Source organism: Acinetobacter guerrae (genome assembly GCF_009372255.1).
GTDB classification, from domain to species: Bacteria; Pseudomonadota; Gammaproteobacteria; order Pseudomonadales; family Moraxellaceae; genus Acinetobacter; species Acinetobacter guerrae.
Genome location: NZ_LXGN01000056.1, coordinates 112,426 through 136,910 on the forward strand (window position 1 = coordinate 112,426; position 24,485 = coordinate 136,910).

Sequence of the window (24,485 nt, forward strand, 5' to 3'; positions counted from 1 at the left end):
TTAACCTAAACTGCTTTAAGGTTAAAAAATCAGTCTTTATGAGGATGATGCTGATACCAGTGTGCTGCAATATCATTACGGCGACAAATCCAGACTTGATCATGCGATTGTATGTAATCCAGAAAGCGTTGCAAAGCTTTAAAGCGTCCAGGTCGCCCTAAAAGACGGCAATGCATACCAATAGAGAGCATTTTTGGTGCATTTTCACCTTCTGCATAAAGAACGTCAAAAGCATCTTTTAAATATTGATAAAATTGCTCACCACTGTTAAAGCCGCCTGGAGAGCAAAACTTCATGTCATTGGATTCAAGCGTATAGGGAATAATGAGGTGTGGACGAGTTTCGCCCTTACTATTCGTCAGGGCCGTCCAAAATGGAAGATCATCGCCATAATAATCACAGTCATATTTAATCTGTGGAAACTCGGCCAAAATCTGACGTGTGTTTGGACTATCACGACCTGTATACCAACCGATCGGGGTTTCACCAAATAAGGCTTCAAGCACAGAAATTGCCTGATCGGTATACATACGTTCGGTTTCAATATCCATATCCTGATAGTGAATCCAGCGCTGACCATGAGAAACAACATCATATTGAGCTTTTTTAATCGCTTCGACGACATAGGGATTGCGTACCAATGCCATGCCCACCCCAAAAATAGTCATGGGTAGACCACGACGCTGAAATTCTTCATGAATACGCCAGAAACCTGCACGGGAACCATATTCATACATTGAATCCATCGACATATGTTTGGCTGGAAAACTTGCGGCACCAATAATATCGGATAGAAACTGCTCTGAACCTAAATCGCCGTGTTCAATATGATTTTCGCTACCTTCTTCATAATTCAGTACAAATTGCACGGCAACACGTGCCTGATTAGGCCATTGCGGATGTGGAGGCTGACCGTGATAACCGACTAAATCGCGTGAATATGGTGCATTTCTGATCTGGTCAATCAGATCTTGTCCACGTAAATATGAAGAATTCACAATGTTGCATCCTTTTTGATCAAAATGTCATAAAAATTTAAAAAATCAGCTTGCATATTTTTGAGTATAGACAGATATTGAAGATAGAGAAGCCTTTCAAGCACTCAAAAAATAACACCAACATAAAGTATAAAAGGAGATAACAACCAATTACACAACAGAGATGTACAACAGCACCGAATTACAGCATGCTCAAAGTATGCCAATTAAGTTTTGCATAGATCGTTATATAGAAATACTGATACAAAGAGGATGAAATCATGAATATTGAAATCCGCACAGATAAAAACATCCAAAATAGTGAACGTTTAATTGAATATGTTCGTGCAGAACTTTCTGATGAATTTCAGCGTTATGCTGAACGCATTACTCACTTTTCGGTTCATTTGAGTGATGAGAACGGGGACAAAAAAAACGGTGAGGATGATATTCGATGCATGATCGAAGCACGTCCAGCAGGCTTAAAGCCGATTGCAGTCAGCCATAAAGCAGGCAATATTGATTTAGCGATTCATGGTTCGATTGAAAAACTAAAACGTACGCTTGAACATACTTTTGAGAAACAGGAACCATCGCGTGGTGGTCGAGTCGAATTTGCCGACGAAGAATAATGTAATGGAAGAAGCCCTGCGGGGCTTTTTTTATGCTTGGTTATTAATAGTCATCTGAAAAATGAGATGAATTAACCTCAAAATAACACAAACTTGCGTTCAATTTTCGGCATAATAGTAGCCAAATCCCTTTAAAGTGGTGAGATCATCCATGCTAACAGCCCAACAACAAGCCTTTGTTCAGGCCATTGAAGAATTAGACCTTGAACAGGTGAAGCGCCTGTTAGCATCAGGTCTTGATCCAAATTTTATTGACCCCGAAAAAGGTCCACCCATTTCAGTATTAAGTGATGGTTTATTTAAATGGTGGGAAATGATCTGTGAGGCCTATGAAGCCAATCAACCTCTAAGTGAAGATGAAAAGCAACAAGCCTTAAAAGTACATCTGGATATTTTAGATGCGCTGATAAAAGCCAAAGCCAATTTGCATTTATGGGATTCAGAAGAATTGTATGGCCCACTTTGGGATGCGGCAAGTTCAGCCTGTGTGCCTGTGGTTCAGCGCTTACTAGATGAAAAAGTTGATCCGAATACACGCGATGATGAAGGACTCACTATTTTATCTTCTGTGAGTGATTTATTCTTCGATTGTGAGTTCGATCAAATTAATTGGGCAGAGGCACTACCAGAAGAGAAACAGACACTGGAGTTACTGCGTAGTCGCGGTGCAAAAATGTCAAAAGAATAAACTTGGTTTTACGAGAATCAAGTTAACTTAAAAATGAACTGAATTTTGAGTGTATCCATGAACATGTTTAAAACACTAACTTTTATTTTGGCGACAGGTGCAACAGCAAACACCTTTGCTGCCGAATTTTCTTTTGATCGTCCTGGGTCGGGTTTTGGAACAGGAATTACACCTGTAGGTCAATTGGCGTGGGAGCAAGGATTACCGAATGCCACCTACAACGAAACCAATGTCGACGGTGTTAAGGAAAAAACAGTCACTCTCAATGAAAATATGTTGTTTCGTACAGGTTTGATGAAGGATCTAGAATTACAACTAGGTTGGGGTGGTCCTGCATGGTATCAAACCAAACGCGCAGGCCAAAAAAACCATGATAATGGTTTGGGCGACATTTCTGTGGGTTTGAAAAAAGCCATTGATCTAAATGATGATCGTTTGTCGATGGCTATTCTTGCTCAGGCACTCATTGCGACGGGTAATGATGAGTTTACCGAACATGATGATATTTACAGTCTAAGTTCGGCAGTGGCATATCAGTATAATGATTTACTACAAACTTCAATCACCATGAAATATGAAGTACAAAATAGTGATTGGGCAGTGACTGCAATCCCAACCATTGGCTATAAGCTGAGCGGAAAATGGTCAGGTTATTCTGAGTTTGTATATCGTAAAGCAGAAAGCCAAGACTATGAATATGGTTTGGGAACTGGGGTGATTTATGCCATTAATGACCGCGCACAATTAGATGCCAGTGTTGGTGTGGGTTTAAATGGAAACGATAAGAACTACAATGGTGGTTTTGGTTTTTCTTACCTGTTCTAAGTAATTGAGGGAATAATGACGCATTTTCAAAGTCGCAGTGGCATTTTTTATTTTTTGATCCTGTCACTTTGTTGTTTTGCGACACAGCTCTATGCCAAAAATGAGGCATTGTTAAGTCCTGAAGATGCGTTCTCCTTTTCTGTTGAATCACTTGACCAAAAAAATGCTGTTCTCAATTGGTCGATTCAGCCGAACTATTATCTATATCAGCATAAATTTGAAGTCAAACAGGCAGGTCATGGTCTACCACTGGATTTGCCTAAAGCAGTACAGCAATATGATGATAACTTTGGTCAAAGTCAGGTTTATTATCAAAACGTTCAGTTCAAAATCCATACTCAACCCTCACAAACTTATCAGGTGACATGGCAGGGTTGTGCCAAAGACCGAATTTGTTATCCTCCGCAGACCATTGAGTTCCAGACTGATCTTGATGGCTTGGTCAATATACAAAATACGAGTCAAACCAAGAAAACCTTTTTGGATGTTGCTCAGGCATCTCAGAACAGTGCAGCAAATAACATAACTCCTGAATATCGTTCGGATACAAATTCACCTGAGAAATCTGCCGATACTAAAGTCTCACCATTCAGTACTGATACTCAAGTGGCTCAGGATCAATTCTGGAGCAGTAAGCTTGAGCAACATTCATTGGGCTATGGTGTCCTGTTATTTTTAGGCTTGGGAATGTTGTTGGCTTTTACACCGTGCTCATTGCCCATGCTACCTATTTTAACTTCATTGATTGTGAGAGATAGCAAAGGTTTACGTGCATGGATGGTGGCATTAACTTTTGTGTGTAGTATGGCGTTGGTGTATGCCGTACTAGGTTTAATCGCCTCATCGGCGGGCTTGAATTTTCAGCGTTGGTTACAGCAACCCGCGACATTGGTAGCATTTAGCCTGTTATTTGTTGTGTTTGCCCTCAATTTATTTGGTTTGTTTGAGATCAAGCTGCCTCAGACTTTGATGAATCATCTGGATCGGGTTCAATCTGTTCAGCGTGGAGGCACTTTATTGGGTGCTGCTGTGATGGGGATGGTTTCTGCACTACTCGTCGGGCCGTGTATGACGGCACCACTTGCAGGAACTTTACTTTTTATTTCACAGACGCAAGATCAGTGGCAAGGGGCTTTGTTATTGTTCTGTCTGGGCTTTGGTATGGGTATTCCCTTACTGCTTGCAACCATTTTAGGGGCAAAAGTTTTACCCAAAGCAGGGCAATGGATGCATCAGATTAAGGTCATTTTTGCCTTTATCATGTTGGGTTTAAGTTTATATTTCATCCGTCCGTTGGTTTCACCTTTAATACTTCAGGTATTGAGTCTGGCATTAGGACTCAGTTTTATTGGATATGCTTGCTATCGTCTTGTTAAATACCACGATCGTTTGCGATGGTTATATGTGTTGTTGCTCATTGTGGTGATTCCACTCGTGGTTTTTGATCAGTATCAACATATTCAGCGTAATCAGCTTGATCAGCAGCAAGGTGGCAATCATTGGAACGTGGCTCATACGGCTTCTGAATTTCAACAATTGTTGGAGCAAGTTCCGAAAGATCGTATGGTTATTATTGATGTTTATGCAGACTGGTGTGTCGCTTGTCAGCCGATTGAACATCGTGTGCTTAAGGATATAGAAGTCCAGAAGGCCTTAGAACCCTTCTATCTGATCAAGCTGGATTTAAGTCAGTATGACCACTCTCATCAGGTTCTACTGAATCAATGGCAGATTTTAGGGCCGCCAACTTATGTATTTTTAGATTCAAAGCAACAAGAATTACGCCATTTACGCTTGACGGGTGCATTCACCAAAACAGAGTTGCTCGATCATTTACAGTCTTTAAAAAATTTCAGGGAGTAATGCTTGATGGAACTCTATATCGGCAGTAAAAACTATTCATCGTGGTCAATGCGCCCATGGCTCGTAATGAAACATTTTGATTTGCCTATGCAAGAGCATCTGGTGGCATTTGATGATTTTTCCGCTGATGGCCAGTTTAAGCAGCTCATGTCAGTGATTAGTCCGTCAGGGAAAGTGCCTACACTGATTGATCAAGATATTGTGGTGTGGGATTCATTGGCGATTTGTGAATATCTAGCCGAAAAATTTCCTGAAAAACATTTGTGGCCTATTGATAAAACCCAACGTGCCCGTGCGCGAAGTATCTGCGCAGAAATGCACAGCGGTTTTAGCACCTTAAGACAATACTGCGGCATGAATATTGAAGCCGATCTGCGATTTATTGGCAGCAAACTCTGGAATGATTTGGCTGGATTACGTGCAGATGTTGCGCGTATTGAACATATCTGGGCTGAACGACCAGAAATACATGGATTTTTATGTGGCGATTTTAGTATCGCCGATGCTTTTTATGCGCCTGTTGTGATGCGTTTTGTGAGTTATGGTTTACCTATTTCTGAGCAAAGTCAGCAATATATGCAAAACATATTGACCAATCCAGCAGTCATACAATGGATAACACAGGCACAGGCAGAAAAACAATTTGTACAACATCAGGAACCGTATCGACAGCACCGAGAGCAATTTCTCAGATCGTGATGTTTAGCCGACAGGTTGCGGCAAGTCAAAAAAACATTGAACTTGATTACGCCCCATTGCTTTAACTGCGTATAAAGCCTGATCGGCCTGATTCAGAATTTCTTGTGGATTGCCGTTATAGTTTGACATTGCAATGCCGAAACTGGCACTAATGTGAATTTCAGTATGTTCATTGACTAAAATACTAAGTTTTTGGATGGCAAGTCGGCAACGCTCGGCAATGCTTCGCACTTGTGCCAGAGGTGTATTAGGCAGGAGTAAAATAAACTCCTCACCCCCAAAGCGGCCAATGTAGTCCTGACGACGTAGATGATCGGATAGACAATTTGCAACGCCAATTAAGACTTCATCTCCGATATGATGCCCATACCGATCATTAATCTGTTTAAAGTGATCAAGATCTAACAAAACAATGGCATAACAGCATTGCGTATCATGATTCTGCTCATGCAAATGTTGTAGACAAAGGTTAATACTGCGACGATTGAGTACATTGGTCAAAGGATCAATTTGGCTCAGGCGTTGAATATATTCTTCACGATTTCGCCATTGGGTCAGCAAAATTTCAAATAACAACAAACAGGTTAAAAATATCGGTACGCTGAAAAACAACATGCTATATACCCAAAAGGGGTGGGTAAAAGTATTTCCTCCAGTTTTATAAATGTTAAACATCGGGGCATAAGGAATAATGTGTAATGTACTTAAATAGGTACAGCCTAAGAGCATGATGCTAGCAGGTATCATGGCGATATAAATCATGCGGCGCTGAAACAGGATCAGACCGACACCGACGATACTGACATAGCCCACCATAGTGGCAGGGCTTACAGTGCCGATCAAATAACTACTAAAACACAGCGTTAAGGTAAATAAACCAATACTGAGCCAAGGGACTACAGACTCAGCCCATTTGTTAGCACGATAATAAATTGTGGGATAAATCAGGATTGCCAGTAAACAAAAACCAATAATATCGATCCAGAAAGTAACTTTTAGCAACGGCAGGTTAATAAGAGGCCATAGTTCGGGTTTGAGGAAAATAAAAAGCTTCCATACGATCCATGTGATGTGGATGCCACATGCCAAAAATAAAATGAGTGTACATTTTTGCATGGTTGACCAATTCATGACGATATTATCTTCAAATACCGTTTTCAATAACCTTTTTTTCATTTGCAATACCTTCGGCAGTGCATTATTTGACAAAAATGCAAGACCGTAATCTGTTCATTAAAATTTTAATTGTTGTGATGTTTAAGATGATAGATTGATTTTTATTTGCCTAGCCTAAGATAACAGTTTTAAAGTTGTATGAAAATCAGGCTTTATCCGAAAAAAATGTGATTTTGTTGACGTTAATATTCTTTTATTCATTCATTTTTTGATCAAATCAAAAACAGTCTTGCCAATTTTTATAGGAGATCTACCTATTTCACTCATGAGATTTTTCATGTAATGAAATAGGGAAATAGGGGTTTGGACTGTTTCGAAATTAAATGTAATTTTGAAAAACTCTGTTTCAAAAAATTTTAGTCTTTATCTAGTTGTTGAGCAAATTTAGCAATATCGGCCAACGCTTGCTTTGCTTGATCAAACCAAGCATTAAACATCTGAAAATTATGCCACATGCCTGTGTAGAGCTTAAATTCTACATGCACGCCAGCTTGTTTTGCTTGATCGCGAAAGCGTTTGGCGTCATCTAATAAAATCTCTTTGGAACCGACCTGAACCAATGTTGGAGGTAAACCAGATAAATCATCAAATAAAGGCGAAACCTGCGGATTATCTTTGGCGATACGATCGCCTATATAATAATCTATACCTGCCTCTAAGGCTTCTATGGAAAGTAATGCATCGTGTTTGCGATTAAAGCGTAACGATTCGCTGCTCAAGGTGAGATCCAGAAAAGGCGATAATAAAATCAGTCCACTTGGTAAGTCATCCTGATTTTCTTTAAGACGTAAACACAGCGCTAAAGCCAGATTTGCCCCACACGAATCCCCTGAAAGAATAATATCTTTGGCTTGTATGCCCTGATCCAGTAAAAGCTGATAAATATCGTAAAGCGCATCTAAAGCATCAGGAAAACCACTTTCAGGTGCTAACGGATAATCTACATGCATGACCTGCATTTGAGTACGCGCTGCAATATCTGTCATGAAAGCGCGGTGCGTGTTTAGACTGCCTAAAAAAAATGCTCCGCCATGAATATGAAAAATGAGTTGGGTTGAAGAAGATTGAGGTTTAATCTCCTCTGCCTTGATCCCTGCCAAGCGAATGGGACGAATCTGAACTTCTTTATTCACTGGAAAAACACGGCACAATTGATCCAGTGCGGTTCTAATTGTCGCTGGCGGTAAACTAAACTGGCTCGGTGTTCGGATCGCTGTTTTTAAAATAGTTTCCGTTATATATTGTTTCCACATGGCATTCATCTTCATCATTTTTTCATAGTTTGGGGATATTTTTTGAAATTGTGCAAATTCAGCTAAACAAGTTACAAGGCTACACTAATTAGTCACAGACAAAAATTGCAATATTGTTGTGAGTTTAGAATACTAAAGAGGTCAACAAAGACTTAGGGATACTAAACAAAAATGAAAAAATTTGCATTGGCAATTGGATTACTTAGTGCGACAGTTTTGGCAAATGCTGCTGATCCATTGAATGGTACGGTTTGGAAAACGATTGATGATCAGACCAAGCAACCGAAAGCAATTGTGAAATTCACAGAGCAAAAAAATGGCACTTTGTCAGCAGCGATTCAAACAGTATTAACACCAGGTGAAGAAAATTCTTGTACCAAGTGTGAAGGACCTTACAAGAATAAGTCACTCAAAGGTGTGACCATTGTTAATGGCCTGAAAAATACAGGCGGTACAAGTTATGATGGTGGATCAATTCTTGATCCTAAAACTGGTAAAACTTATAAGCTTAAAGGCGAATTGGCTGATGGCGGTAAAAAGCTGAATATTCGTGGCTATATCGGGATTTCAGCACTAGGTCGTAATCAGACTTGGATTCGTGCGAACTAATCGATGTGTTTGCGTATCATCAAATAGCCGAATCGATGATTCGGCTATTTTTTTACTTTCAAGATGCAGAGAGCTGTTGATACGCTGTTTCATCAAAACCGACAAGATAGCCAGTTGAGGTTTGCAAAACAGGGCGTTTAATCAAGCTTGGATGTTCAACTAAAGTTTCGATCAAATGAGTTTCACTGCTGAGCGCAAATTGTTGCTCATCTGAAGATAACTTGCGCCAAGTGGTTCCTTTCTTATTTAAAATAATATCCGCACCTATTTTTTCTAGCCAAACTTGGATTGTTTCAGCATCAATGCCTTGCTTTTTATAATCATGAAACTCGTAGTTAAGCCCTTTTTGCTTTAATGCATCAAAGGCTTTCTTCATTGAATTACAATTTTTGATTCCATAAATCTTTAACATATTCTTGAGCTATATCATTGACAATGCGTAATAGCCTACCCAAAAAAATTACAAAGCTCTAGTCTGTGATGAGGCTGGTCAATATTGAAGATAACAATATCAGAAAATGTTAAAACCCAAAGACTTGTAAAATAGAACCAATGTCATCATATTGACATATGTTTTAGCTATGATGATCATCAAAGAATTAAGAAAAAATATAAATAAAGCATTGGATGCAAAAAAGAGAAAACCCGCATTTAATCATCCTGATCATGCGGGTCTCAGTCCAACGTCCATTGTCACATCCTTGAATAACCAAACTAGGTTATGTATTTCCTTCCTACGGCGTCCTATCCTTTTGTCATCCTGACATGTCCCTGTGCCGTGCAGCTATAATGCGCTTAAACGGCTGTAAGAAAAATATACAATGTCCACAACAATTGTAGGTAAAAACCATTAATTGAGTGAACATGTGTACTTATTTTTAACCGATTTTATAGTCAATAATCACAGGTGCATGGTCGCTAAACCATTCTTCTTTATAGACCCAAGCATTGACAGTGCGGTCTTTCCAGTCTGGTGAGCAAGCATGATAATCAATACGCCAACCTACATTTTTGGCGCGGGCTTGCCCACGGTTTGACCACCAAGAATAAAGTTCAGCTTCTTGACGGACTTCACGGAAAGTATCGACATAACCCAAATCATCATAGATATGATCTAGCCACGCACGTTCATGTGGTAAACAGCCCGATGATTTTTGATTACCTGACCAGTTTTTAATATCAATGCGTTTATGCACGATATTGTAATCTCCACAAACAATGATCGATTTATTTTCCGCACGCCATTGCTTTAAAATATTGGCGTACTGTTCTAAAAATACATCTTTACGTGCCTGAGCTTCATCGCCCGAAGAACCCGAGGGCAAATATAAAGAACAAATATAGGCCGATTGATCTAGTCCTAAATCAAATTCAGCAGCAATAAAACGCCCTTGTGAATCTGCGAGTTCAAAACCCAGTCCATCCTGAATGGATTTAAATGGAACACGGCTATAAATTGCCGTACCTGCATAACCCGCACGTTCGGCAGGAAAAAGATGCGTGTACCAACCTTCTGGTTTAAATTTATCTGTCCACTGTGCATGGGTAATACGGCTTTCTTGCATACACACCACATCTGCCTCAGACTTTTCAAGCCATTCGAGCAGTCCTTTGGTGACAGATGAACGCAAGCCATTTACGTTAATTGAAACCACACGTAGAATTTTTACATCACTTGGATAGCGATCCTTTGGTATCATGCGCAAGTTTGACCTCAATTGATGAATCTGGAGCACCTATGACAACGCCGTCGTCTTTTAACCCGCAAGCCTTTATTGAACTCGCGTTATCACGCGGTGTGCTTAAATTTGGTGAGTTTACCCTAAAATCAGGACGTGTCAGTCCGTATTTTTTTAACGCAGGTTTGTTAAACGATGGTGAAGCATTGTCGCTATTAGCTCAAGGCTATGCCGATAAACTTGTACAATGTCAAAATGTCGATGTGATTTTTGGTCCTGCTTATAAAGGGATTCCATTTGTTGCGGCAACGGCTGTGGCATTGTCTCAAGTGCATGGCAAAAGTGTTCCTTGGGGATTTAACCGTAAGGAAGCTAAAGACCATGGTGAAGGCGGAGTCTTGGTTGGTGCTGCTGTGGCGGGTCAAAAAGTCTGGATCATTGATGATGTAATTACCGCGGGTACTGCGATTCGTGAAGTAGTCACGATTTTGAAAAATGCAGGTGCGACGATTGCAGGCGTATTGGTGGCGCTAGATCGTCAGGAGCGTGGTCAAGGAGAGCTTTCTGCGATTCAAGAAGTGCAAAAAGAATTGGAAATTCCTGTACATGCTTTGATTACCATGAAAGATTTGATGGACTTTTTAGATGCTAAAGGTGAGAAAGAGGCTTTGGCGAAAATGGAAGACTATCGTGTGAAGTATGGCATCTAAGTTTTAGATGATCGGGAAGGAAGCGAGGGCTTCCTTTTTTGTTTGGCTAATCGATGATTGGAAATAATAATTAAAAAAGAGAACGTGGAACATCAAAAATCACGAAAAAAGCCCTTCCATTGCGCTAAATTCTAAAAAGTCTTTGATTAAAATATTGATGCTAAAGGGAAACTTCAAGCATTTCGCATAAGGTGTATTATGTTAATTTTAGGAAATCTAATATATTGTCAGAGTCATGTATGTTTCTTGGGAGATAAATAAAACAAATGGCTCTTATCTAAGTAAACTACATAAAAAATATTACGATCCATAATACCAATAACTCTAACTTTACCAGACAGCCTTAAAGATGACCAATTTGCTGATTTTGATAAGTTGCTAGGACATTCTGGAAAACCAGTTCTTGATTTTTCAGGATAGGATCCATACTTTTTAATCCTTTGTGGATTCGCAGTTGTTTCCTTGCACAATTGAATCAAAGCAATATTCATTTGTGAGAGAAGCCCTTCACTTTCCCAATTACTTAGGGACTGACAATAATCAGTATCTTGATCAAAAAAAAGTTGAAAACTTACATAAATTAGATCTTTTGAATCTGCATTATTTCCTTGAAGATCTTTGGTATTTTCATTCCGACTTAATGACCCTAATGGAGCTTTTGATTGCCTTTTTGCAGCCATTTTAATCAGTTCCCTTAATCATCAAATTATCAATATCTTTATACGAGGAAAATAAAGGAATCGCACCATACAATCCATTTAAATAATCAGCACTATAGCTCTCTTTCTTCTTAATTTTATATTCAACTAAGGAATAAATTTCACTTTTTCCTGTAGCCAAATCTTTATCTACAAACCAAATTTGATCAGGTCTTATGAACGATGTATCCATTAAACAAGAATCCTGAACAACTGCGATCAGCTGGCACTTTTCTGTACTAAACTTATGGAAAATTTTTAAAACTTCTTTTGTTAATAAGGTATGAAATTTTGAGTCTAATTCATCAATAATTAGTAAATAATTTGATTTTATTGAGTCATATAATGGTCCTAGCAAATATAAAACTTTTCTTGTACCTTCTGACTCAAAAGAGATAGGAAAGTCCTTAAAACCATCAGCTGTTTTCTTAACTACCTCAACCTTTAATTTACGAATTTTAATTCTACTATTTGTTTGATCACTATCAACCTCATCAATAATCAAATTATGAATATTGAAATTTTTTAAAATGTTTAATGCCCATTCCCTAAATTCTTCATCTTGCTTAAAAAGATCATATGTAACTGATTTAAAACCAGTTTCATCAATACCCGAAATGATTTTAATTTTTTTAATATAATTAATGATTGTTCTACAAACCTTTTTTGAGGAAAGAGCTGCAACACTAATAGCTGGAATCGTTGAAGCAATATTTAAAGAGCTATCTTCAATCAATCCATCCAACTCTGTGAATCTTGTTTTCTTATAAACAATTTTTTGTTTTTCTCTAAAAAAAACTTCTGTCTCTTTTAATTTTTTTGTATACAACCACTCTTCAAGAATTTCATGTTTATTAAATGATAATCCATACCTGTAAGTTAAAGAATTTTCCTCAAATGTAATTTCAAATTGTGTTGGTTCATCATTGCTTTCTTCGTCTAATAAAAAAGGCTTTGTCTGACTAATTTGAGACTTTTTATCTTCTGAACTGGTTGAATCTAAAACTATATCTCTAAAAACATAGAAAGCATCAACAAAATTTGTTTTACCACTGGCATTAGCACCATAAATTAAAGAGCTCTTCAAAAATTTATGATCAATTATATTTTCTGGATGTTCACTATATTTTTCAGATGCTAGCAAAGAAAAAGTTTGAACATTTTTAAAACTCGAAAAATTCGAAAACGAAAAATTAACTAACATAGAATACCAATTGTTAACTTTAAAATATAATTTATTGGGATAATAGCATAAAAACTAACTTTAAGAATCTTATTTTTGTATTTTATATTATTTCTTAAAAGCCTCACTCTCTCAAGTTCCCCACAGCCGTCGAGCAAACCCTTAGGGCTTACGGAGTCGAACATTGGTTATCCACGAAGTAAGTAATGATGCTTTCCTACATAGGCTGAGATTATGATTCACACACCACATTGACACGTTCTCAAACCGAATATTTTGGGTTTTGTCCTATTAGGAATATTCGAAACTATTTAACATAAAACCTCTTATGCGAATCACTCTCCCTCACACTCCAATACCATCCCTAACTTTTCTTTACGCCCTTGTTCAGTCAACACCCAAGGGCGATTTTGCCAAGGTGGGTCATGGCGCACATGCTGACCATGCCCACAAGCAAGATCAGCAATCCAATGGTGTTCCTCATCCAAATGAAATTCGATAATGGCTTATTACATAACGAGAAACTTTTTATGTCATCTAACGACAGTAATACGCCTCGCTTATTCACTCAAATACTAAACGCCACGCTCAAAGCTCGTTTATAATCAAGCCAATTGAAAATAAAGAGTGAGCTGGTGATGCGTGTACTTGTCGTGATGGACCCAATTGAAACCGTGAATCTTAAAAAAGATTCGACCATGGCAATGTTATGGGCAGCAAGCCGTCGCGGACATGAATTGGGCTATGCATTACAACACGATTTATATATCGATCAGGGCAAGGCCTTTGGTCTGATTGCACCGCTCAAAGTCTTTGAAGATTACAACCATTATTATGAGTTGGGCGAAAAACAAAAAGAATCGCTTGCTGACTATGATGTGGTACTAATGCGAAAAGATCCGCCATTTGACATGAACTTTGTTTACACCACTTATATTTTAGAACAAGCAGAACGTGAAGGCGCTTGGATTATCAATAAACCACAATCCTTGCGCGACTGTAACGAAAAGCTGTTTGCTACGCAGTTTCCAGAGTTACAAGTGCCTACTTTGGTGACATCACAACAAAGCCTGATTCGAGAATTTCTTAAAGAACATGGCGATGTGATTGTAAAACCACTTGATGGTATGGGCGGCATGGGCATTTTCCGTTTATATCAAGATGGCGTGAATATTGGTTCGACATTGGAAATGTTGACCGAAATGGCAACACGCCCAATCATGGCACAGCGTTATATTCCAGAAATCGTCGAGGGTGATAAACGTATTTTGATGGTCAATGGTGAACCGATTCCATATTGTCTGGCACGTATTCCGCAAAATGGTGAAGTACGGGGCAATCTGGCGGCAGGTGGTTTGGGCGAAGCACGTCCACTCACTGAAAATGACAAAAAAATTGCAGCTCAGGTTGGGTCATTTTTACGCGAAAAAGGTTTGGTGTTTGTGGGTTTAGATGTGATTGGCAATTATGTCACTGAAATTAATGTCACCAGTCCAACCTGTATCCGTGAGATTGATGCACAGTTTGGAACATCGATTGCTGATACTTTATTTGATGTGCTAGAAGCAGGTCGTTAATCCCCCAAAATCAAGATGATATTTGATAAATATGCTATCGAATATCATCTTTATATTCTAAAAAACCAATCAATTTACATCCATTCTCATTTGCCACATCCTTAAACCGAAAACAAGGCAAAAAAAAAGCTCGGCTTTATGTTGCAAACACGTGAAATTTGCTTTCCGTTCTGCTTGCTTTAGGATTAAAATGAACAGCTAAAATAATAGATGCGATTTCCCCATTTTCTTTTGAGTTGAAGAATTACACCGTGACCGATTCACCACAGCACAAATCTAAACATGTCATGATGATGGCGGCCGGTACGGGCGGTCATGTATTTCCTGCATTGGCTGTTGCCAAAGCGCTACAACAACAAGGCTGTCAGGTCTCTTGGCTAGCAACACCTGCGGGTATGGAAAATCGGTTACTCAAAGATCAAAATATTCCGCTTTATCAAATTGATATCCAAGGCGTGCGGGGTAATGGTGCTGTACGCAAGTTATTAGCTCCATTTAAAATTTTAAAAGCAACGCTCAGTGCGATGCGTTATATGAAGCAACTTAAAATTGATGCTGTTGCAGGCTTTGGCGGCTATGTAGCAGGGCCAGGTGGTTTGGCTGCACGTGTTTTGGGAATTCCAATTTTAATTCATGAGCAAAATGCAGTGGCTGGTTTTACCAACTCACAGCTTTCTCGTATAGCCAGCAAAGTCTGTGAAGCATTTCCAAATACTTTTACTGCCAGTGAAAAAGTGGTGACAACGGGAAATCCTGTTCGCAAAGAGATTACTGAAATTCTTAACCCAAAATGGCGATATGACACCCGAGCGCAAGATAATCAGCCTTTAAATATTCTGATTGTGGGTGGCTCGCTTGGTGCGCAAGCGTTGAATGAGCGTTTACCCGATGCGCTGAAAAAATTAGATATGCCGCTGAATGTGTTTCATCAGTGCGGTCAAAAACAGGTTGATGAAACTACCGCGCATTATGCTGATGCGCCAGCGCATATCAATGCACAAGTTATGCCGTTTATTGAAGATATGGCAAAGGCATATAGCGAAGCAGATTTAATTATTTGCCGTGCAGGTGCATTGACCGTGACTGAGGTGGCAACCGCAGGTGTAGCTGCGGTTTTTGTACCACTACCGATTGCTGTGGATGATCATCAAACTGCCAATGCCAAGTTTTTAGCAGATATTGGTGCAGCGAAAATTTGCCAGCAAACGGCTATGACACCTGAATATTTACATACTCTTTTGAGTGGATTGATGAATCGTCAATTGTTGTCTGAAATGGCAGTCAAGGCACGTCAACACGCTCAACCTCAGGCGACTCAAACAGTCGCTGATCTTATTCAAGCTTTATAAATTCGAGTCCGCTATGTCTCCATCAACGCCTGCTGATCAAGCCAAAAAACTGATTAAAGTCCCAGAAATGCGCCGTATTAAACACATTCATTTTGTGGGAATCGGTGGAGCGGGTATGTGTGGTATTGCAGAGGTACTTAAAAATCAGGGTTATAAAGTTTCAGGTTCTGATATCAAGGCTTCAAATACCACTGCTCAATTAGAAGAAAAAGGTATTAAGGTTTATATCGGACATACTGCTGACAATATTCAAAATGCCAATGTCTTGGTGGTTTCTACTGCGATTGATCCTGAGAATCCAGAAGTGAAAGCGGCCATAGAGAGCCGTACACCCGTGGTACGTCGTGCTGAAATGTTGGGTGAGCTAATGCGTTATCGTCATGGTATCGCAGTTGCTGGTACGCATGGTAAAACCACAACCACCAGTTTGCTAACAACGATGCTTGCTGAAGAAAATCTTGACCCAACTTATGTAATTGGCGGTTTGTTGAATCGTACAGGTGTAAATGCAGCTTTAGGTGCAAGCCGTTTTATCGTTGCTGAAGCAGATGAGTCAGATGCTTCATTTTTATATCTAGAGCCAATGGCAGCAATTGTTACCAATATCGATGCCGATCATATGGACACATATGGCGGTAGTTTCGATACATTAAAAGATACGTTTGTGCAATTTTTGCACAAACTACCATTTTATGGTTTGGCTGTGGTGTGCGGCGATGATGTCAATATTCAAGAAATTTTGCCGCGTATTGGCCGTCCAGTATTGACCTACGGTTTTGATGAAGACAATGATATTCGTGCAGTCGATGTCGAACAGGATGGAATGCGTTCTCATTTCACAGTACTACGCAAAGACCGCGAACCATTACGTTTAACCATTAACCAACCAGGGTTGCATAATGTTTTAAACGCGCTTGCAGCAATTGGTGTAGCAACCGATGAAGGTGTGTCAGATGCAGCGATTAGTCGCGCATTGGAAGGTTTTAGCGGCGTTGGTCGCCGTTTTCAGGTTCAGGGTGAATTTGAGCTGGGTGATGGAAATGTCAAATTGGTGGATGATTATGGACATCATCCTAAAGAAGTGGAAGCGACCATTAAAGCGGCACGTCAAAGCCATCCTGATCGTCGTTTAGTGATGATGTTTCAGCCGCATCGCTTTAGCCGTACTCGTGATTGTTTTGATGATTTTGTTGATGTGTTATCGCAAGTTGATCAACTGCTTTTGCTCGAAGTTTATCCTGCGGGCGAAAAACCAATTGTGGGAGCGGATAGCCGCTCACTGGCACGAAGTATTCGTTTACGCGGTGAAGTTGAACCGATTTTGGTTGATCCAGTAGAAGGCAACCTGCAAAACGTGATACAAAAAGTGTTACAACCGAATGACTTGTTATTAACACAGGGTGCAGGTAACGTGGGAGCAATTTCAGTTGAGCTTGCTCAACAGCATCTGTATCTAAAATAAGACGGTCGAGTTATTTCAGATTATTTTTGTTTTTAAAAGTTTAAGGATATAAACGTGTCAAATGCTTCAAAATTCGGCAAAGTTGCCGTGTTGTTCGGTGGGAAATCGGCTGAACGTGAGGTTTCTTTAGATAGTGGGAACGCAGTACTTGAAGCCTTGTTACGTTCAGGTGTACAAGCAGAAGCATTTGACCCTAAAAATCGTAGTGTGACTGAACTTGTCAATTATGACCGCGCTTTTATTGTGCTACATGGTCGTGGCGGTGAAGATGGTCAGATTCAAGGAACACTAGAATGGTTGAATGTTCCTTATACAGGTACTGGTGTACAAGGTTCAGCCATTGGCATGGATAAAATCAAAACCAAGCAAATTTGGCAAGGCACTGATTTGCCAACTGCGCCTTATCGCATTATCAATAAAGATTCTAATATTGATGAGATTGTAGAAAGCTTGGGATTACCCGTAATTATCAAGCCAGTCCACGAAGGGTCAAGTATTGGTATGAGCAAGGTCGAGAAAAAAGAAGACTTTGCACAGGCGATTGCCAAAGCCACTGAACATGATGCGATTGTGATGGCTGAAAAATGGATTACGGGTCTTGAATATACCATTGTGGTGTTAAATGGTGAGGCATTGCCTGTCATCCGTTTGGAACCCCCAAAAGATGTGGCATTTTACGATTATGATGCAAAATACCAACGCAATGATGTGCAATATGGTATTCCATCAGGCCTTAGCGAGTCAGATGAAAAGCAACTGCAACAATTAACCCTACGCGCCTTTCAAGCTGTTGGTGCAAATGGTTGGGGGCGTGTCGATGCCATGCAAGATGAACAAGGTAATTTCTGGTTATTAGAAATTAATACTGTTCCTGGTATGACCAGTCACTCATTGGTTCCTAAAGCTGCCAAAGCGGTTGGAATTGGGTTTGACGAGTTATGTGTTGCGATTTTAGAACAAACGCTTCAAGGTACGGCTCACTAACTTATGGCTCAACTTCCAGCATCCATGCGTCGTCGTCGTGCGGCCATTACTTCCATCCACGAAAAACCGCCTTCGCCTAAGCAAAAGTTAGTCAATGCTGGTGGGTGGTTATTGTTGCTGGTCGCATTTGTGGTGCTCGGTTTAGGCATTTTTGGCTTGTATAAAGTCATTACCGATGCGCGAATTGCTGAATTAAGTGTCGTCGGTACTCACTCGACAACAGAACAACAACAACTCATTCAACACATTCAGCCTATTGTTAAAGATAATTACTTTACGTCGGATCTTGAGCAAGTCCGCGATAAAGCGCTTGAAATCTCATGGGTAGATCGTGTTGTCGTGTCGCGTTCTTGGCCAAACAGTATTCGAGTTCGTGTATTGCCGCGTCACGCGATTGCACGTTGGGGTACTGGACGATTATTAAGTGACGGAGGAGATGTTTTTAGCGAAGCAGATCCCCAGAACCATGCCAATTTACCTATGTTGCATGGTCCACTTAGTCAATCCAAAGCCATGATGCGTCGTTATAACGAAATTAACCAGTTATTTCATCCAGTTAATCTCAGATTAAAAGAACTGTATTTAACTGAACGGATGACATGGTTTATGCAGTTTGATTCCGGTTTACGAGTAATTGTGGATCAGGATCAAACCATGAGCAAGTTGCAACGTCTGAGCCATCTTGCACAAACTGACCTAAAACCTGAGTGGTCGAAAATCTCTGCCATTGATTTGCGTTACCGAAATGGATTATCACTACAATGGAAGAATGCATTACCACCTAAAATTGTAAATGGTCAGTTTGTTGTAACCAATGATGACACAAATGTTGCAGGTGGAATAACCACAAAGCCATAATATATGGTTTTAAAATAACAGGCATTTTTGCCAATACTAAACAACGAACAAGTGGTAGTGAGTAATGAGTGAAGCTGTTCCCTCGATTGTTGCGATTGATATTGGGACACATAAAGTTTCAGTTTTAATTGGTAGAGTTCACGCACCGGATAATATTCAGGTCATCGGGATGGCAAACGCGCCTAACCGTGGTATGAATAAAGGAAAAATTGTTAGCCTTGATAAAGTGATTGCTGCAATTAAAAATGCCGTTGCCGAAGCAGAAAATATGGCGGAATGTCGTGTACATACTGCATGGGTATCGATTCCAAGTACAGAATTACAAAGTTTTTATGCCTCTGGTCGTACCCCAATTGCCAAATCTGACCATACGATTAGCACCAATGAAGTCGTTCGTGCATTAGAGCTGGCAAAAGCTAGCCATGTGACACCAGATTATTATCTGGCGAGTGCTGTGCCGCTTGGTTTTGAGCTGGATGATGAACCAGAATGGGTACAAAACCCAATTAATATGTCCGCACATAGTATGACAGGGCATTATCAACTCATGATGATGCCGATTAGCACCATGCAAAATCTGGATCGTGCCATGAAAGGTGCCAATATTGGTGTCGAAAAAATGGTGGTATCTAGTCTGGCAACTGCGGAAGCCAGTTTACTCAAAGACGAAAAAGAATATGGCGTTTGCTTACTGGATATTGGAGCAGGAACCACCAATATCGCGGTCTATCTAGATGGTCGTTTGGCTTTGGCACGCACATTACAGCGCGGTGGAGAAAATGTCACACGTGATATCGCTGCCGTGTTACAAACGACGACAGAAGAAGCAGAACGTATTAAGATTTTACATGGTTGTGTCGATTTGAGCGTAGTTAAGCCTGATCACATGATTCAGGTACAAGCGATCGATGGGCCACAGACCATTAGTCGCATAGAGCTTGCTGAAATCATTATTGCACGGTATGAAGAGATTTTTACTCAGATTCGTGAAGAGCTTGAACGTACAGGTGCGCTTAATGGGCTTTATCATGGTGTAGTATTAACTGGAGATGCATGTCAGATTGAAGGAATGGTCAGTCTGGCACGTCGTATGCTTGGTGTTTCTGCACACTTGGGTAATCCACCTTTACAGGTGTATGCTGATGATCAGCATCAGGCTGCTTTGCGGCGCTCAATGTATGCAACAGCAGCGGGGCTTTTGCTTTTTAGCCAAAGTGAATTGCAAGATGCAGTTGAAGAAGCAGATGAAGTCAATGACCGCACATTTGTTGACCGTGTAGTCAATGGCTGGAATACTTTGAATAGCAAGTTAAAAGCTATTTTTTAAGATGTATGTGTTTATTGGGAATATTGTTTGGAAGTTGTAATAGAAAATCGTCATACTTGACAAGGTAAGTATTGCACAGCATTCTAAAATCTATTGTTTTTTGAAGTATTAAGGCAGTATACGGGCTGAAGTGACTGCCACATATTGAAATTAGGAAACCTAAAGGTCATGGCCTCATTTGAATTTATAGAAGATGAACTAACCGATAGTAACGGTCAAGCCCGTTTCACTGTATTTGGTGTCGGTGGTGGTGGTGGTAATGCCGTACAGCATATGGTGCAGTCCGATATTAAAGGTGTGAAATTTGTTTGTGCCAATACGGACAAACAAGCACTAGATAGCATGAATGCGCCATTCAAAATCCAGTTGGGTGAACAAAGTACACGTGGTTTGGGTGCTGGAGCTAATCCTGAAGTCGGTCAAATCGCTGCTGAAGAAAGCCGTGAAGTGATCCGTCAGCATCTCGAAGGAACAGACATGGTGTTTGTGACTGCGGGAATGGGGGGTGGCACAGGTACAGGTGCTGCACCAGTGGTTGCTGAAGTTGCCAAAGAAATGGGTATTTTGACGGTCGGGGTGGTAACAACACCATTTAACTTTGAAGGTCGTCGTCGTCAACGTTCTGCTGAAAAAGGCATTGATGCACTAGAGTCTCATGTTGACTCACTCATCATTATTCCGAACCAGCGTTTGCTTAGTGTGTATGGCGATATTTCAATGAAAGACGCCTACAAAAAAGCAGATGATGTTTTACTAAACGCTGTGCGAAGTATCTTTGATCTTGTCGTAAATCGTGGTCACATCAACCTTGACTTTGCTGACTTGAAAACAGCAATGAGTACTCGTGGTTACGCCATGATGGGTGCGGGTCTTGGTCGTGGTGAAGACCGTGCACGTCAGGCAGCAGAACAGGCAATCCGTAGTCCGTTGCTCGATAATGTGAATATTATTAATGCCAAAGGCGTGTTGATTAATATTACAGGCGGCGATGACATCACCTTGCGTGAAACCGAAATTATTACTGATGTCGTCAATCAAATTGTTGATCTGGACGAAGGTGAAATTTTCTACGGTACTGTATTTGATCCAGATGCGCGTGATGAATTACGTGTCACTGTCATTGCCACTGGTTTAACTCGTAATGCATCTGATGCAGAACAACAGCCGAGAAAACGTTCAGGTGTGGGACACGTCCAAGTACCAAGTTCGCATCCAACAGACGAAGATGATGTTCCAGCGATCAATAAGCGTCAAAATACAGAGGCGCCAGCTGCAACAAATGCAGGTGCTGCACCGCGTTCATCGCCAATGAGCATTCAGGATTATTTGAAAAATCAGCAACGCAAATAAGAAAATCAAATATTTATAAAGAGGTAGTGTATTTACACTGCCTTTTTTATTTTTTATCAATAGCTAAATGTGCTAACGTATAGCGGTTTTAAATTGAAGTTAGAGTAGCATGTTGAAACAACGTACCCTCAAACGTGTGGTGAAAGCCAGTGGAATTGGTCTCCATAGTGGTCAAAAAGTGATGATCAATTTTCTGCCGCATGTTATTGATGGGGGAATCGTATTTCGTCGGATTGATTTACATCCACCTGTAGACATTCAGGCCAATGCTTTACTCATTCAGGAAGCATTTATGTGTTCCAATCTGGTTCAGGATGATATTAAGGTGGGCACGATTGAACATGTCATGAGTGCGATTGCAGGTTTGGGCATTGATAATTTAATTATTGAGGTATCTGCTTCTGAAGTTCCAATTATGGATGGTAGTGCTGGACCTTTCATTTTTTTACTGATGCAAGGTGAACTCGTAGAACAGAATGCTTCAAAAAAATTCATTAAAATTTTAAAACCTGTTGAAGCATTAATTGATGATAAACGGGCAAAGTTTAGTCCACATGAAGGTTTTCAACTCAACTTTACCATTGATTTTGATCATCCTGCCTTCGCTAAAGAATATCAGTCTGCCACGATCGACTTTTCTACTGAAACGTTTGTTTATGAAGTCAGTGAAGCTCGTACCTTCGGTTTTATGAAGGATCTGGATTATCTTAAAGCGAATAATTTAGCACTTGGAGCCAGTCTGGATAATGCCATAGGTGTTGATGATACAGGTGTGGTGAATGAAGAGGGTTTGCGTTTTTCTGATGAATTCGTGCGTCATAAAATTTTAGATGCAGTTGGTGATTTATATTTAATGGGACATCAAGTTATTGCTAAATTTGATGGTTATAAATCTGGACATGCGCTCAATAACCAATTGTTACGCAATGTTCAAAGTGATCCAAGTAATTATGAAATTGTAACATTTAATAACGAAGATGAGTGTCCAATTCCTTACGTAAGTGTGAGCTAAGTCATTGTCTTGCTAAGATTACGTTATACTGTAACTTTGTATTGTGTTAAATGTGTCACAAAATACTCAGTCTTAAAATTTATATTTTGAAATGCTTGTTACTTTTTATTGCTTGCCAAACGCAGCAAAGCTTGGCTAAGCTTAGGGTCGTTCACTAATCCAGCAGCACTTCGTAACATTTCTTGGGTTTCTGGTGGTAAAGAAGTGACAGCGGTTACATGATGTTGATGATTATTTTGAGACGTATTTCTTAATCTAACCTGAATTTTTTGTAGATCCTGTAGTCCTTCAAGTTGAGCAAGTTTAGATATGTATTGTGTTTGAAGGTATCCGAGCTGACTAATCATGGCTTGATTTTCACCGGTAATCGTTAGAACGCCATATTGATAACAGACCACCTGCCATTTTTCGGGTTGCGGCAGTAGGGGCTGAATAATTTTCGTAAGTCTTTGCCATTGCGCGACTTGCGTTGTAAGAAACGTTAAGTTTCCTGTTTTTATGTGTTTTCTTGTTTGTTGGAACACGTTTTTAGGATCAGTCATTGGTGTTAGGTTTTCCTCATCAAGCCACTGTTATCTTAAACACTCATTTCAATAGATATCAAGGACGAGATCACGCAAGAAACTTTTTAAGAACAGTTCAAGAGGTTTTTTTATGCATTCGCGACGTATACTACTTGCTTTCTCACTGGCAGCTTCGGCAGCTTCAGTTGCATTCGCAGATTATCAAACACTGAATAGCCAAGATGCGCCAGATCGACTGGAAGCATTGTCTCGTACACTCTCTCAAGGCACTTATACCCATCCTGATGATCTTGACCTACCTGCATCAGCCAAAGTATCGGTGACCCTGCGCGAAAAAACAGTTGAATTAAATAACGAATCTCTTGAAAAGAAATATGGCAAAACCAGTAATACTGCTAAATTTTCGGCTTCAGGTTCAAATAATAACCCTTATTCTTCGTGGCTAATTAAGCATCCTTTACCTGATATGACACGAATTTCATCAGAATATGGCATGCGTACACTTTTAGGCACAACACGTGGACATTCTGGTATCGATTTAGCTGCGCCAAGTGGAACACCAATTTATGCGACAGGCCCAGGCATCGTCACTAAAGCAGGTTGGGGAACTGGTTATGGTCAATATGTTGAAGTAAATCATGGTAATGGTTACCTCACTCGTTATGCCCATGCGTCGCGTATCATGGTGCGAGCTGGCGATCAAGTTCAGGCAGGCGAGCATATTGCTAATGTCGGCTGTACTGGACGTTGTACAGGCCCGCATTTACATTTTGAAGTTGTGCGTGATGGAGAGCGTAAAAATCCATCAAGCTATTTGGCTTTACTCCCATAATTACGCATTTACTGAATCGCTGCCTTAGTATTTAAGCTAGCATTAAATTTAAAATACTGTGTATAAAAAATCGCCTAAATTGGCGATTTTTTGTTATTTTAGGTAAGGAAAAGTCACTAACTATTTATTATCTAAATAATGCTGTCAATCTGTATTCACTGAGGTGGCTAACTTGTGTCACTCCAAATATGATAAAAATATGGACTAACCGTAGACTA

25 protein-coding genes are annotated in these 24,485 nt (G+C 40.0%); 16 read left to right on the forward strand and 9 right to left on the reverse strand.

What is annotated here, in order from left to right:
* Window positions 1-29: 29 nt before the first annotated feature.
* On the reverse strand, window positions 30-998 hold the full coding sequence (gene puuE / locus A7A69_RS13910) for an allantoinase PuuE (RefSeq protein WP_187349233.1): 969 nt from the start codon (window positions 996-998) through the stop codon (window positions 30-32).
* Between the two features lie 260 nt (window positions 999-1,258).
* Between puuE and A7A69_RS13915 the strand changes: the two genes are divergently transcribed.
* From A7A69_RS13915 to A7A69_RS13935, 5 genes are all read left to right on the forward strand, one after another.
* Window positions 1,259-1,609, forward strand: a complete 351-nt coding sequence (locus tag A7A69_RS13915; RefSeq protein WP_120369860.1) for an HPF/RaiA family ribosome-associated protein — start codon at window positions 1,259-1,261, stop codon at window positions 1,607-1,609.
* Between the two features lie 151 nt (window positions 1,610-1,760).
* Complete coding sequence (locus tag A7A69_RS13920; RefSeq protein WP_120369859.1) at window positions 1,761-2,297, forward strand: ankyrin repeat domain-containing protein; 537 nt, start codon at window positions 1,761-1,763, stop codon at window positions 2,295-2,297.
* 57 nt (window positions 2,298-2,354) lie between these two features.
* On the forward strand, window positions 2,355-3,122 hold the full coding sequence (locus tag A7A69_RS13925; RefSeq protein ID WP_151979841.1) for a transporter: 768 nt from the start codon (window positions 2,355-2,357) through the stop codon (window positions 3,120-3,122).
* A 15-nt stretch (window positions 3,123-3,137) separates the two neighbouring features.
* Window positions 3,138-4,985, forward strand: coding sequence for a protein-disulfide reductase DsbD (gene dsbD / locus A7A69_RS13930; RefSeq protein ID WP_152878164.1), 1,848 nt, complete (start codon window positions 3,138-3,140; stop codon window positions 4,983-4,985).
* Between the two features lie 6 nt (window positions 4,986-4,991).
* Complete coding sequence (locus tag A7A69_RS13935; RefSeq protein ID WP_151979845.1) at window positions 4,992-5,684, forward strand: glutathione S-transferase family protein; 693 nt, start codon at window positions 4,992-4,994, stop codon at window positions 5,682-5,684.
* 3 nt (window positions 5,685-5,687) lie between these two features.
* Here A7A69_RS13935 and A7A69_RS13940 read toward each other — a convergent pair whose 3' ends face one another.
* Both A7A69_RS13940 and A7A69_RS13945 read right to left on the reverse strand, forming a co-directional pair.
* Window positions 5,688-6,860, reverse strand: a complete 1,173-nt coding sequence (locus A7A69_RS13940; RefSeq protein ID WP_152878166.1) for a GGDEF domain-containing protein — start codon at window positions 6,858-6,860, stop codon at window positions 5,688-5,690.
* Window positions 6,861-7,216: 356 nt separating this feature from the next.
* Window positions 7,217-8,128: an alpha/beta hydrolase gene (locus tag A7A69_RS13945; RefSeq protein ID WP_152878168.1), complete on the reverse strand. Its 912-nt coding sequence runs from the start codon at window positions 8,126-8,128 to the stop codon at window positions 7,217-7,219.
* A 156-nt stretch (window positions 8,129-8,284) separates the two neighbouring features.
* On the opposite strand from A7A69_RS13945, the gene A7A69_RS13950 reads away from it, so the two are divergent.
* A complete protein-coding gene (locus A7A69_RS13950) occupies window positions 8,285-8,722 on the forward strand; it encodes a DUF2147 domain-containing protein (RefSeq protein WP_120369853.1) in 438 nt (145 codons plus the stop codon).
* Window positions 8,723-8,780: 58 nt separating this feature from the next.
* On the opposite strand, the gene A7A69_RS13955 is transcribed toward A7A69_RS13950, so the two are convergent.
* Both A7A69_RS13955 and A7A69_RS13960 read right to left on the reverse strand, forming a co-directional pair.
* Window positions 8,781-9,134, reverse strand: a complete 354-nt coding sequence (locus A7A69_RS13955) for an arsenate reductase (RefSeq protein WP_151979851.1) — start codon at window positions 9,132-9,134, stop codon at window positions 8,781-8,783.
* A gap of 466 nt (window positions 9,135-9,600) precedes the next feature.
* Complete coding sequence (locus tag A7A69_RS13960) at window positions 9,601-10,422, reverse strand: exodeoxyribonuclease III (protein WP_151979991.1); 822 nt, start codon at window positions 10,420-10,422, stop codon at window positions 9,601-9,603.
* 38 nt (window positions 10,423-10,460) lie between these two features.
* Here A7A69_RS13960 and pyrE point away from each other — a divergent pair, with 38 nt between their 5' ends.
* Window positions 10,461-11,111, forward strand: a complete 651-nt coding sequence (gene pyrE / locus A7A69_RS13965; RefSeq protein WP_152878170.1) for an orotate phosphoribosyltransferase — start codon at window positions 10,461-10,463, stop codon at window positions 11,109-11,111.
* A gap of 233 nt (window positions 11,112-11,344) precedes the next feature.
* Here the strand turns inward: pyrE and A7A69_RS13970 are convergent, their stop codons facing one another.
* The 3 genes from A7A69_RS13970 to A7A69_RS13980 form a co-directional block, all read right to left on the reverse strand.
* Window positions 11,345-11,791 carry a hypothetical protein gene (locus tag A7A69_RS13970; RefSeq protein ID WP_152878172.1) on the reverse strand — a complete coding sequence of 149 codons (447 nt, stop codon included), beginning with the start codon at window positions 11,789-11,791 and terminating at the stop codon, window positions 11,345-11,347.
* A 1-nt stretch (window position 11,792) separates the two neighbouring features.
* Window positions 11,793-13,013: an AAA family ATPase gene (locus A7A69_RS13975; protein WP_152878174.1), complete on the reverse strand. Its 1,221-nt coding sequence runs from the start codon at window positions 13,011-13,013 to the stop codon at window positions 11,793-11,795.
* A 314-nt stretch (window positions 13,014-13,327) separates the two neighbouring features.
* Window positions 13,328-13,495: a DUF3565 domain-containing protein gene (locus A7A69_RS13980; protein ID WP_338325138.1), complete on the reverse strand. Its 168-nt coding sequence runs from the start codon at window positions 13,493-13,495 to the stop codon at window positions 13,328-13,330.
* 135 nt (window positions 13,496-13,630) lie between these two features.
* On the opposite strand from A7A69_RS13980, the gene gshB reads away from it, so the two are divergent.
* The 8 genes from gshB to lpxC all read left to right on the forward strand — a co-directional run bounded on the left by gshB (window position 13,631) and on the right by lpxC (window position 22,911).
* Window positions 13,631-14,569 carry a glutathione synthase gene (gene gshB / locus A7A69_RS13985; RefSeq protein ID WP_152878176.1) on the forward strand — a complete coding sequence of 313 codons (939 nt, stop codon included), beginning with the start codon at window positions 13,631-13,633 and terminating at the stop codon, window positions 14,567-14,569.
* Window positions 14,570-14,820: 251 nt separating this feature from the next.
* Window positions 14,821-15,918 carry an undecaprenyldiphospho-muramoylpentapeptide beta-N-acetylglucosaminyltransferase gene (murG, locus tag A7A69_RS13990; RefSeq protein WP_187349234.1) on the forward strand — a complete coding sequence of 366 codons (1,098 nt, stop codon included), beginning with the start codon at window positions 14,821-14,823 and terminating at the stop codon, window positions 15,916-15,918.
* Between the two features lie 13 nt (window positions 15,919-15,931).
* Window positions 15,932-17,380, forward strand: coding sequence for a UDP-N-acetylmuramate--L-alanine ligase (murC, locus tag A7A69_RS13995; RefSeq protein WP_120369846.1), 1,449 nt, complete (start codon window positions 15,932-15,934; stop codon window positions 17,378-17,380).
* 54 nt (window positions 17,381-17,434) lie between these two features.
* The gene (locus A7A69_RS14000; RefSeq protein ID WP_120369845.1) at window positions 17,435-18,364 is read left to right on the forward strand and encodes a D-alanine--D-alanine ligase; all 930 of its coding nucleotides are present in this window, start codon (window positions 17,435-17,437) and stop codon (window positions 18,362-18,364) included.
* A 3-nt stretch (window positions 18,365-18,367) separates the two neighbouring features.
* A complete protein-coding gene (locus A7A69_RS14005; RefSeq protein ID WP_152878178.1) occupies window positions 18,368-19,222 on the forward strand; it encodes a cell division protein FtsQ/DivIB in 855 nt (284 codons plus the stop codon).
* Between the two features lie 64 nt (window positions 19,223-19,286).
* Window positions 19,287-20,549 carry a cell division protein FtsA gene (gene ftsA, locus A7A69_RS14010; protein WP_120369843.1) on the forward strand — a complete coding sequence of 421 codons (1,263 nt, stop codon included), beginning with the start codon at window positions 19,287-19,289 and terminating at the stop codon, window positions 20,547-20,549.
* 168 nt (window positions 20,550-20,717) lie between these two features.
* On the forward strand, window positions 20,718-21,899 hold the full coding sequence (ftsZ, locus tag A7A69_RS14015; protein WP_120369842.1) for a cell division protein FtsZ: 1,182 nt from the start codon (window positions 20,718-20,720) through the stop codon (window positions 21,897-21,899).
* A gap of 109 nt (window positions 21,900-22,008) precedes the next feature.
* The gene (gene lpxC / locus A7A69_RS14020) at window positions 22,009-22,911 is read left to right on the forward strand and encodes a UDP-3-O-acyl-N-acetylglucosamine deacetylase (protein ID WP_120369841.1); all 903 of its coding nucleotides are present in this window, start codon (window positions 22,009-22,011) and stop codon (window positions 22,909-22,911) included.
* A gap of 98 nt (window positions 22,912-23,009) precedes the next feature.
* Here the strand turns inward: lpxC and A7A69_RS14025 are convergent, their stop codons facing one another.
* The gene (locus A7A69_RS14025) at window positions 23,010-23,453 is read right to left on the reverse strand and encodes a DciA family protein (RefSeq protein WP_120369840.1); all 444 of its coding nucleotides are present in this window, start codon (window positions 23,451-23,453) and stop codon (window positions 23,010-23,012) included.
* Window positions 23,454-23,565: 112 nt separating this feature from the next.
* Here A7A69_RS14025 and A7A69_RS14030 point away from each other — a divergent pair, with 112 nt between their 5' ends.
* Window positions 23,566-24,267, forward strand: a complete 702-nt coding sequence (locus A7A69_RS14030; RefSeq protein ID WP_120369839.1) for a M23 family metallopeptidase — start codon at window positions 23,566-23,568, stop codon at window positions 24,265-24,267.
* The last annotated feature ends 218 nt before the right edge of the window (window positions 24,268-24,485 follow it).

What these genes read in the sequence shown, in the direction of transcription:
- A7A69_RS13955 (WP_151979851.1), bottom strand. Translation starts at nt 9,134, where the DNA reads ATGTTAAAGATTTATGGAATCAAAAATTGTAATTCAATGAAGAAAGCC.
- A7A69_RS13950 (WP_120369853.1), top strand. Translation starts at nt 8,285, where the DNA reads ATGAAAAAATTTGCATTGGCAATTGGATTACTTAGTGCGACAGTTTTG.
- gshB (WP_152878176.1), top strand. Translation starts at nt 13,631, where the DNA reads ATGCGTGTACTTGTCGTGATGGACCCAATTGAAACCGTGAATCTTAAA.
- A7A69_RS13970 (WP_152878172.1), bottom strand. Translation starts at nt 11,791, where the DNA reads ATGGCTGCAAAAAGGCAATCAAAAGCTCCATTAGGGTCATTAAGTCGG.
- A7A69_RS13915 (WP_120369860.1), top strand. Translation starts at nt 1,259, where the DNA reads ATGAATATTGAAATCCGCACAGATAAAAACATCCAAAATAGTGAACGT.
- A7A69_RS13945 (WP_152878168.1), bottom strand. Translation starts at nt 8,128, where the DNA reads ATGAAGATGAATGCCATGTGGAAACAATATATAACGGAAACTATTTTA.
- A7A69_RS13975 (WP_152878174.1), bottom strand. Translation starts at nt 13,013, where the DNA reads ATGTTAGTTAATTTTTCGTTTTCGAATTTTTCGAGTTTTAAAAATGTT.
- A7A69_RS13920 (WP_120369859.1), top strand. Translation starts at nt 1,761, where the DNA reads ATGCTAACAGCCCAACAACAAGCCTTTGTTCAGGCCATTGAAGAATTA.
- A7A69_RS14005 (WP_152878178.1), top strand. Translation starts at nt 18,368, where the DNA reads ATGGCTCAACTTCCAGCATCCATGCGTCGTCGTCGTGCGGCCATTACT.
- A7A69_RS14025 (WP_120369840.1), bottom strand. Translation starts at nt 23,453, where the DNA reads ATGACTGATCCTAAAAACGTGTTCCAACAAACAAGAAAACACATAAAA.
- A7A69_RS13935 (WP_151979845.1), top strand. Translation starts at nt 4,992, where the DNA reads ATGGAACTCTATATCGGCAGTAAAAACTATTCATCGTGGTCAATGCGC.
- A7A69_RS13960 (WP_151979991.1), bottom strand. Translation starts at nt 10,422, where the DNA reads ATGATACCAAAGGATCGCTATCCAAGTGATGTAAAAATTCTACGTGTG.
- A7A69_RS13925 (WP_151979841.1), top strand. Translation starts at nt 2,355, where the DNA reads ATGAACATGTTTAAAACACTAACTTTTATTTTGGCGACAGGTGCAACA.
- pyrE (WP_152878170.1), top strand. Translation starts at nt 10,461, where the DNA reads ATGACAACGCCGTCGTCTTTTAACCCGCAAGCCTTTATTGAACTCGCG.
- ftsZ (WP_120369842.1), top strand. Translation starts at nt 20,718, where the DNA reads ATGGCCTCATTTGAATTTATAGAAGATGAACTAACCGATAGTAACGGT.
- ftsA (WP_120369843.1), top strand. Translation starts at nt 19,287, where the DNA reads ATGAGTGAAGCTGTTCCCTCGATTGTTGCGATTGATATTGGGACACAT.
- A7A69_RS13940 (WP_152878166.1), bottom strand. Translation starts at nt 6,860, where the DNA reads ATGAAAAAAAGGTTATTGAAAACGGTATTTGAAGATAATATCGTCATG.
- A7A69_RS14030 (WP_120369839.1), top strand. Translation starts at nt 23,566, where the DNA reads ATGCATTCGCGACGTATACTACTTGCTTTCTCACTGGCAGCTTCGGCA.
- murC (WP_120369846.1), top strand. Translation starts at nt 15,932, where the DNA reads ATGTCTCCATCAACGCCTGCTGATCAAGCCAAAAAACTGATTAAAGTC.
- dsbD (WP_152878164.1), top strand. Translation starts at nt 3,138, where the DNA reads ATGACGCATTTTCAAAGTCGCAGTGGCATTTTTTATTTTTTGATCCTG.
- lpxC (WP_120369841.1), top strand. Translation starts at nt 22,009, where the DNA reads ATGTTGAAACAACGTACCCTCAAACGTGTGGTGAAAGCCAGTGGAATT.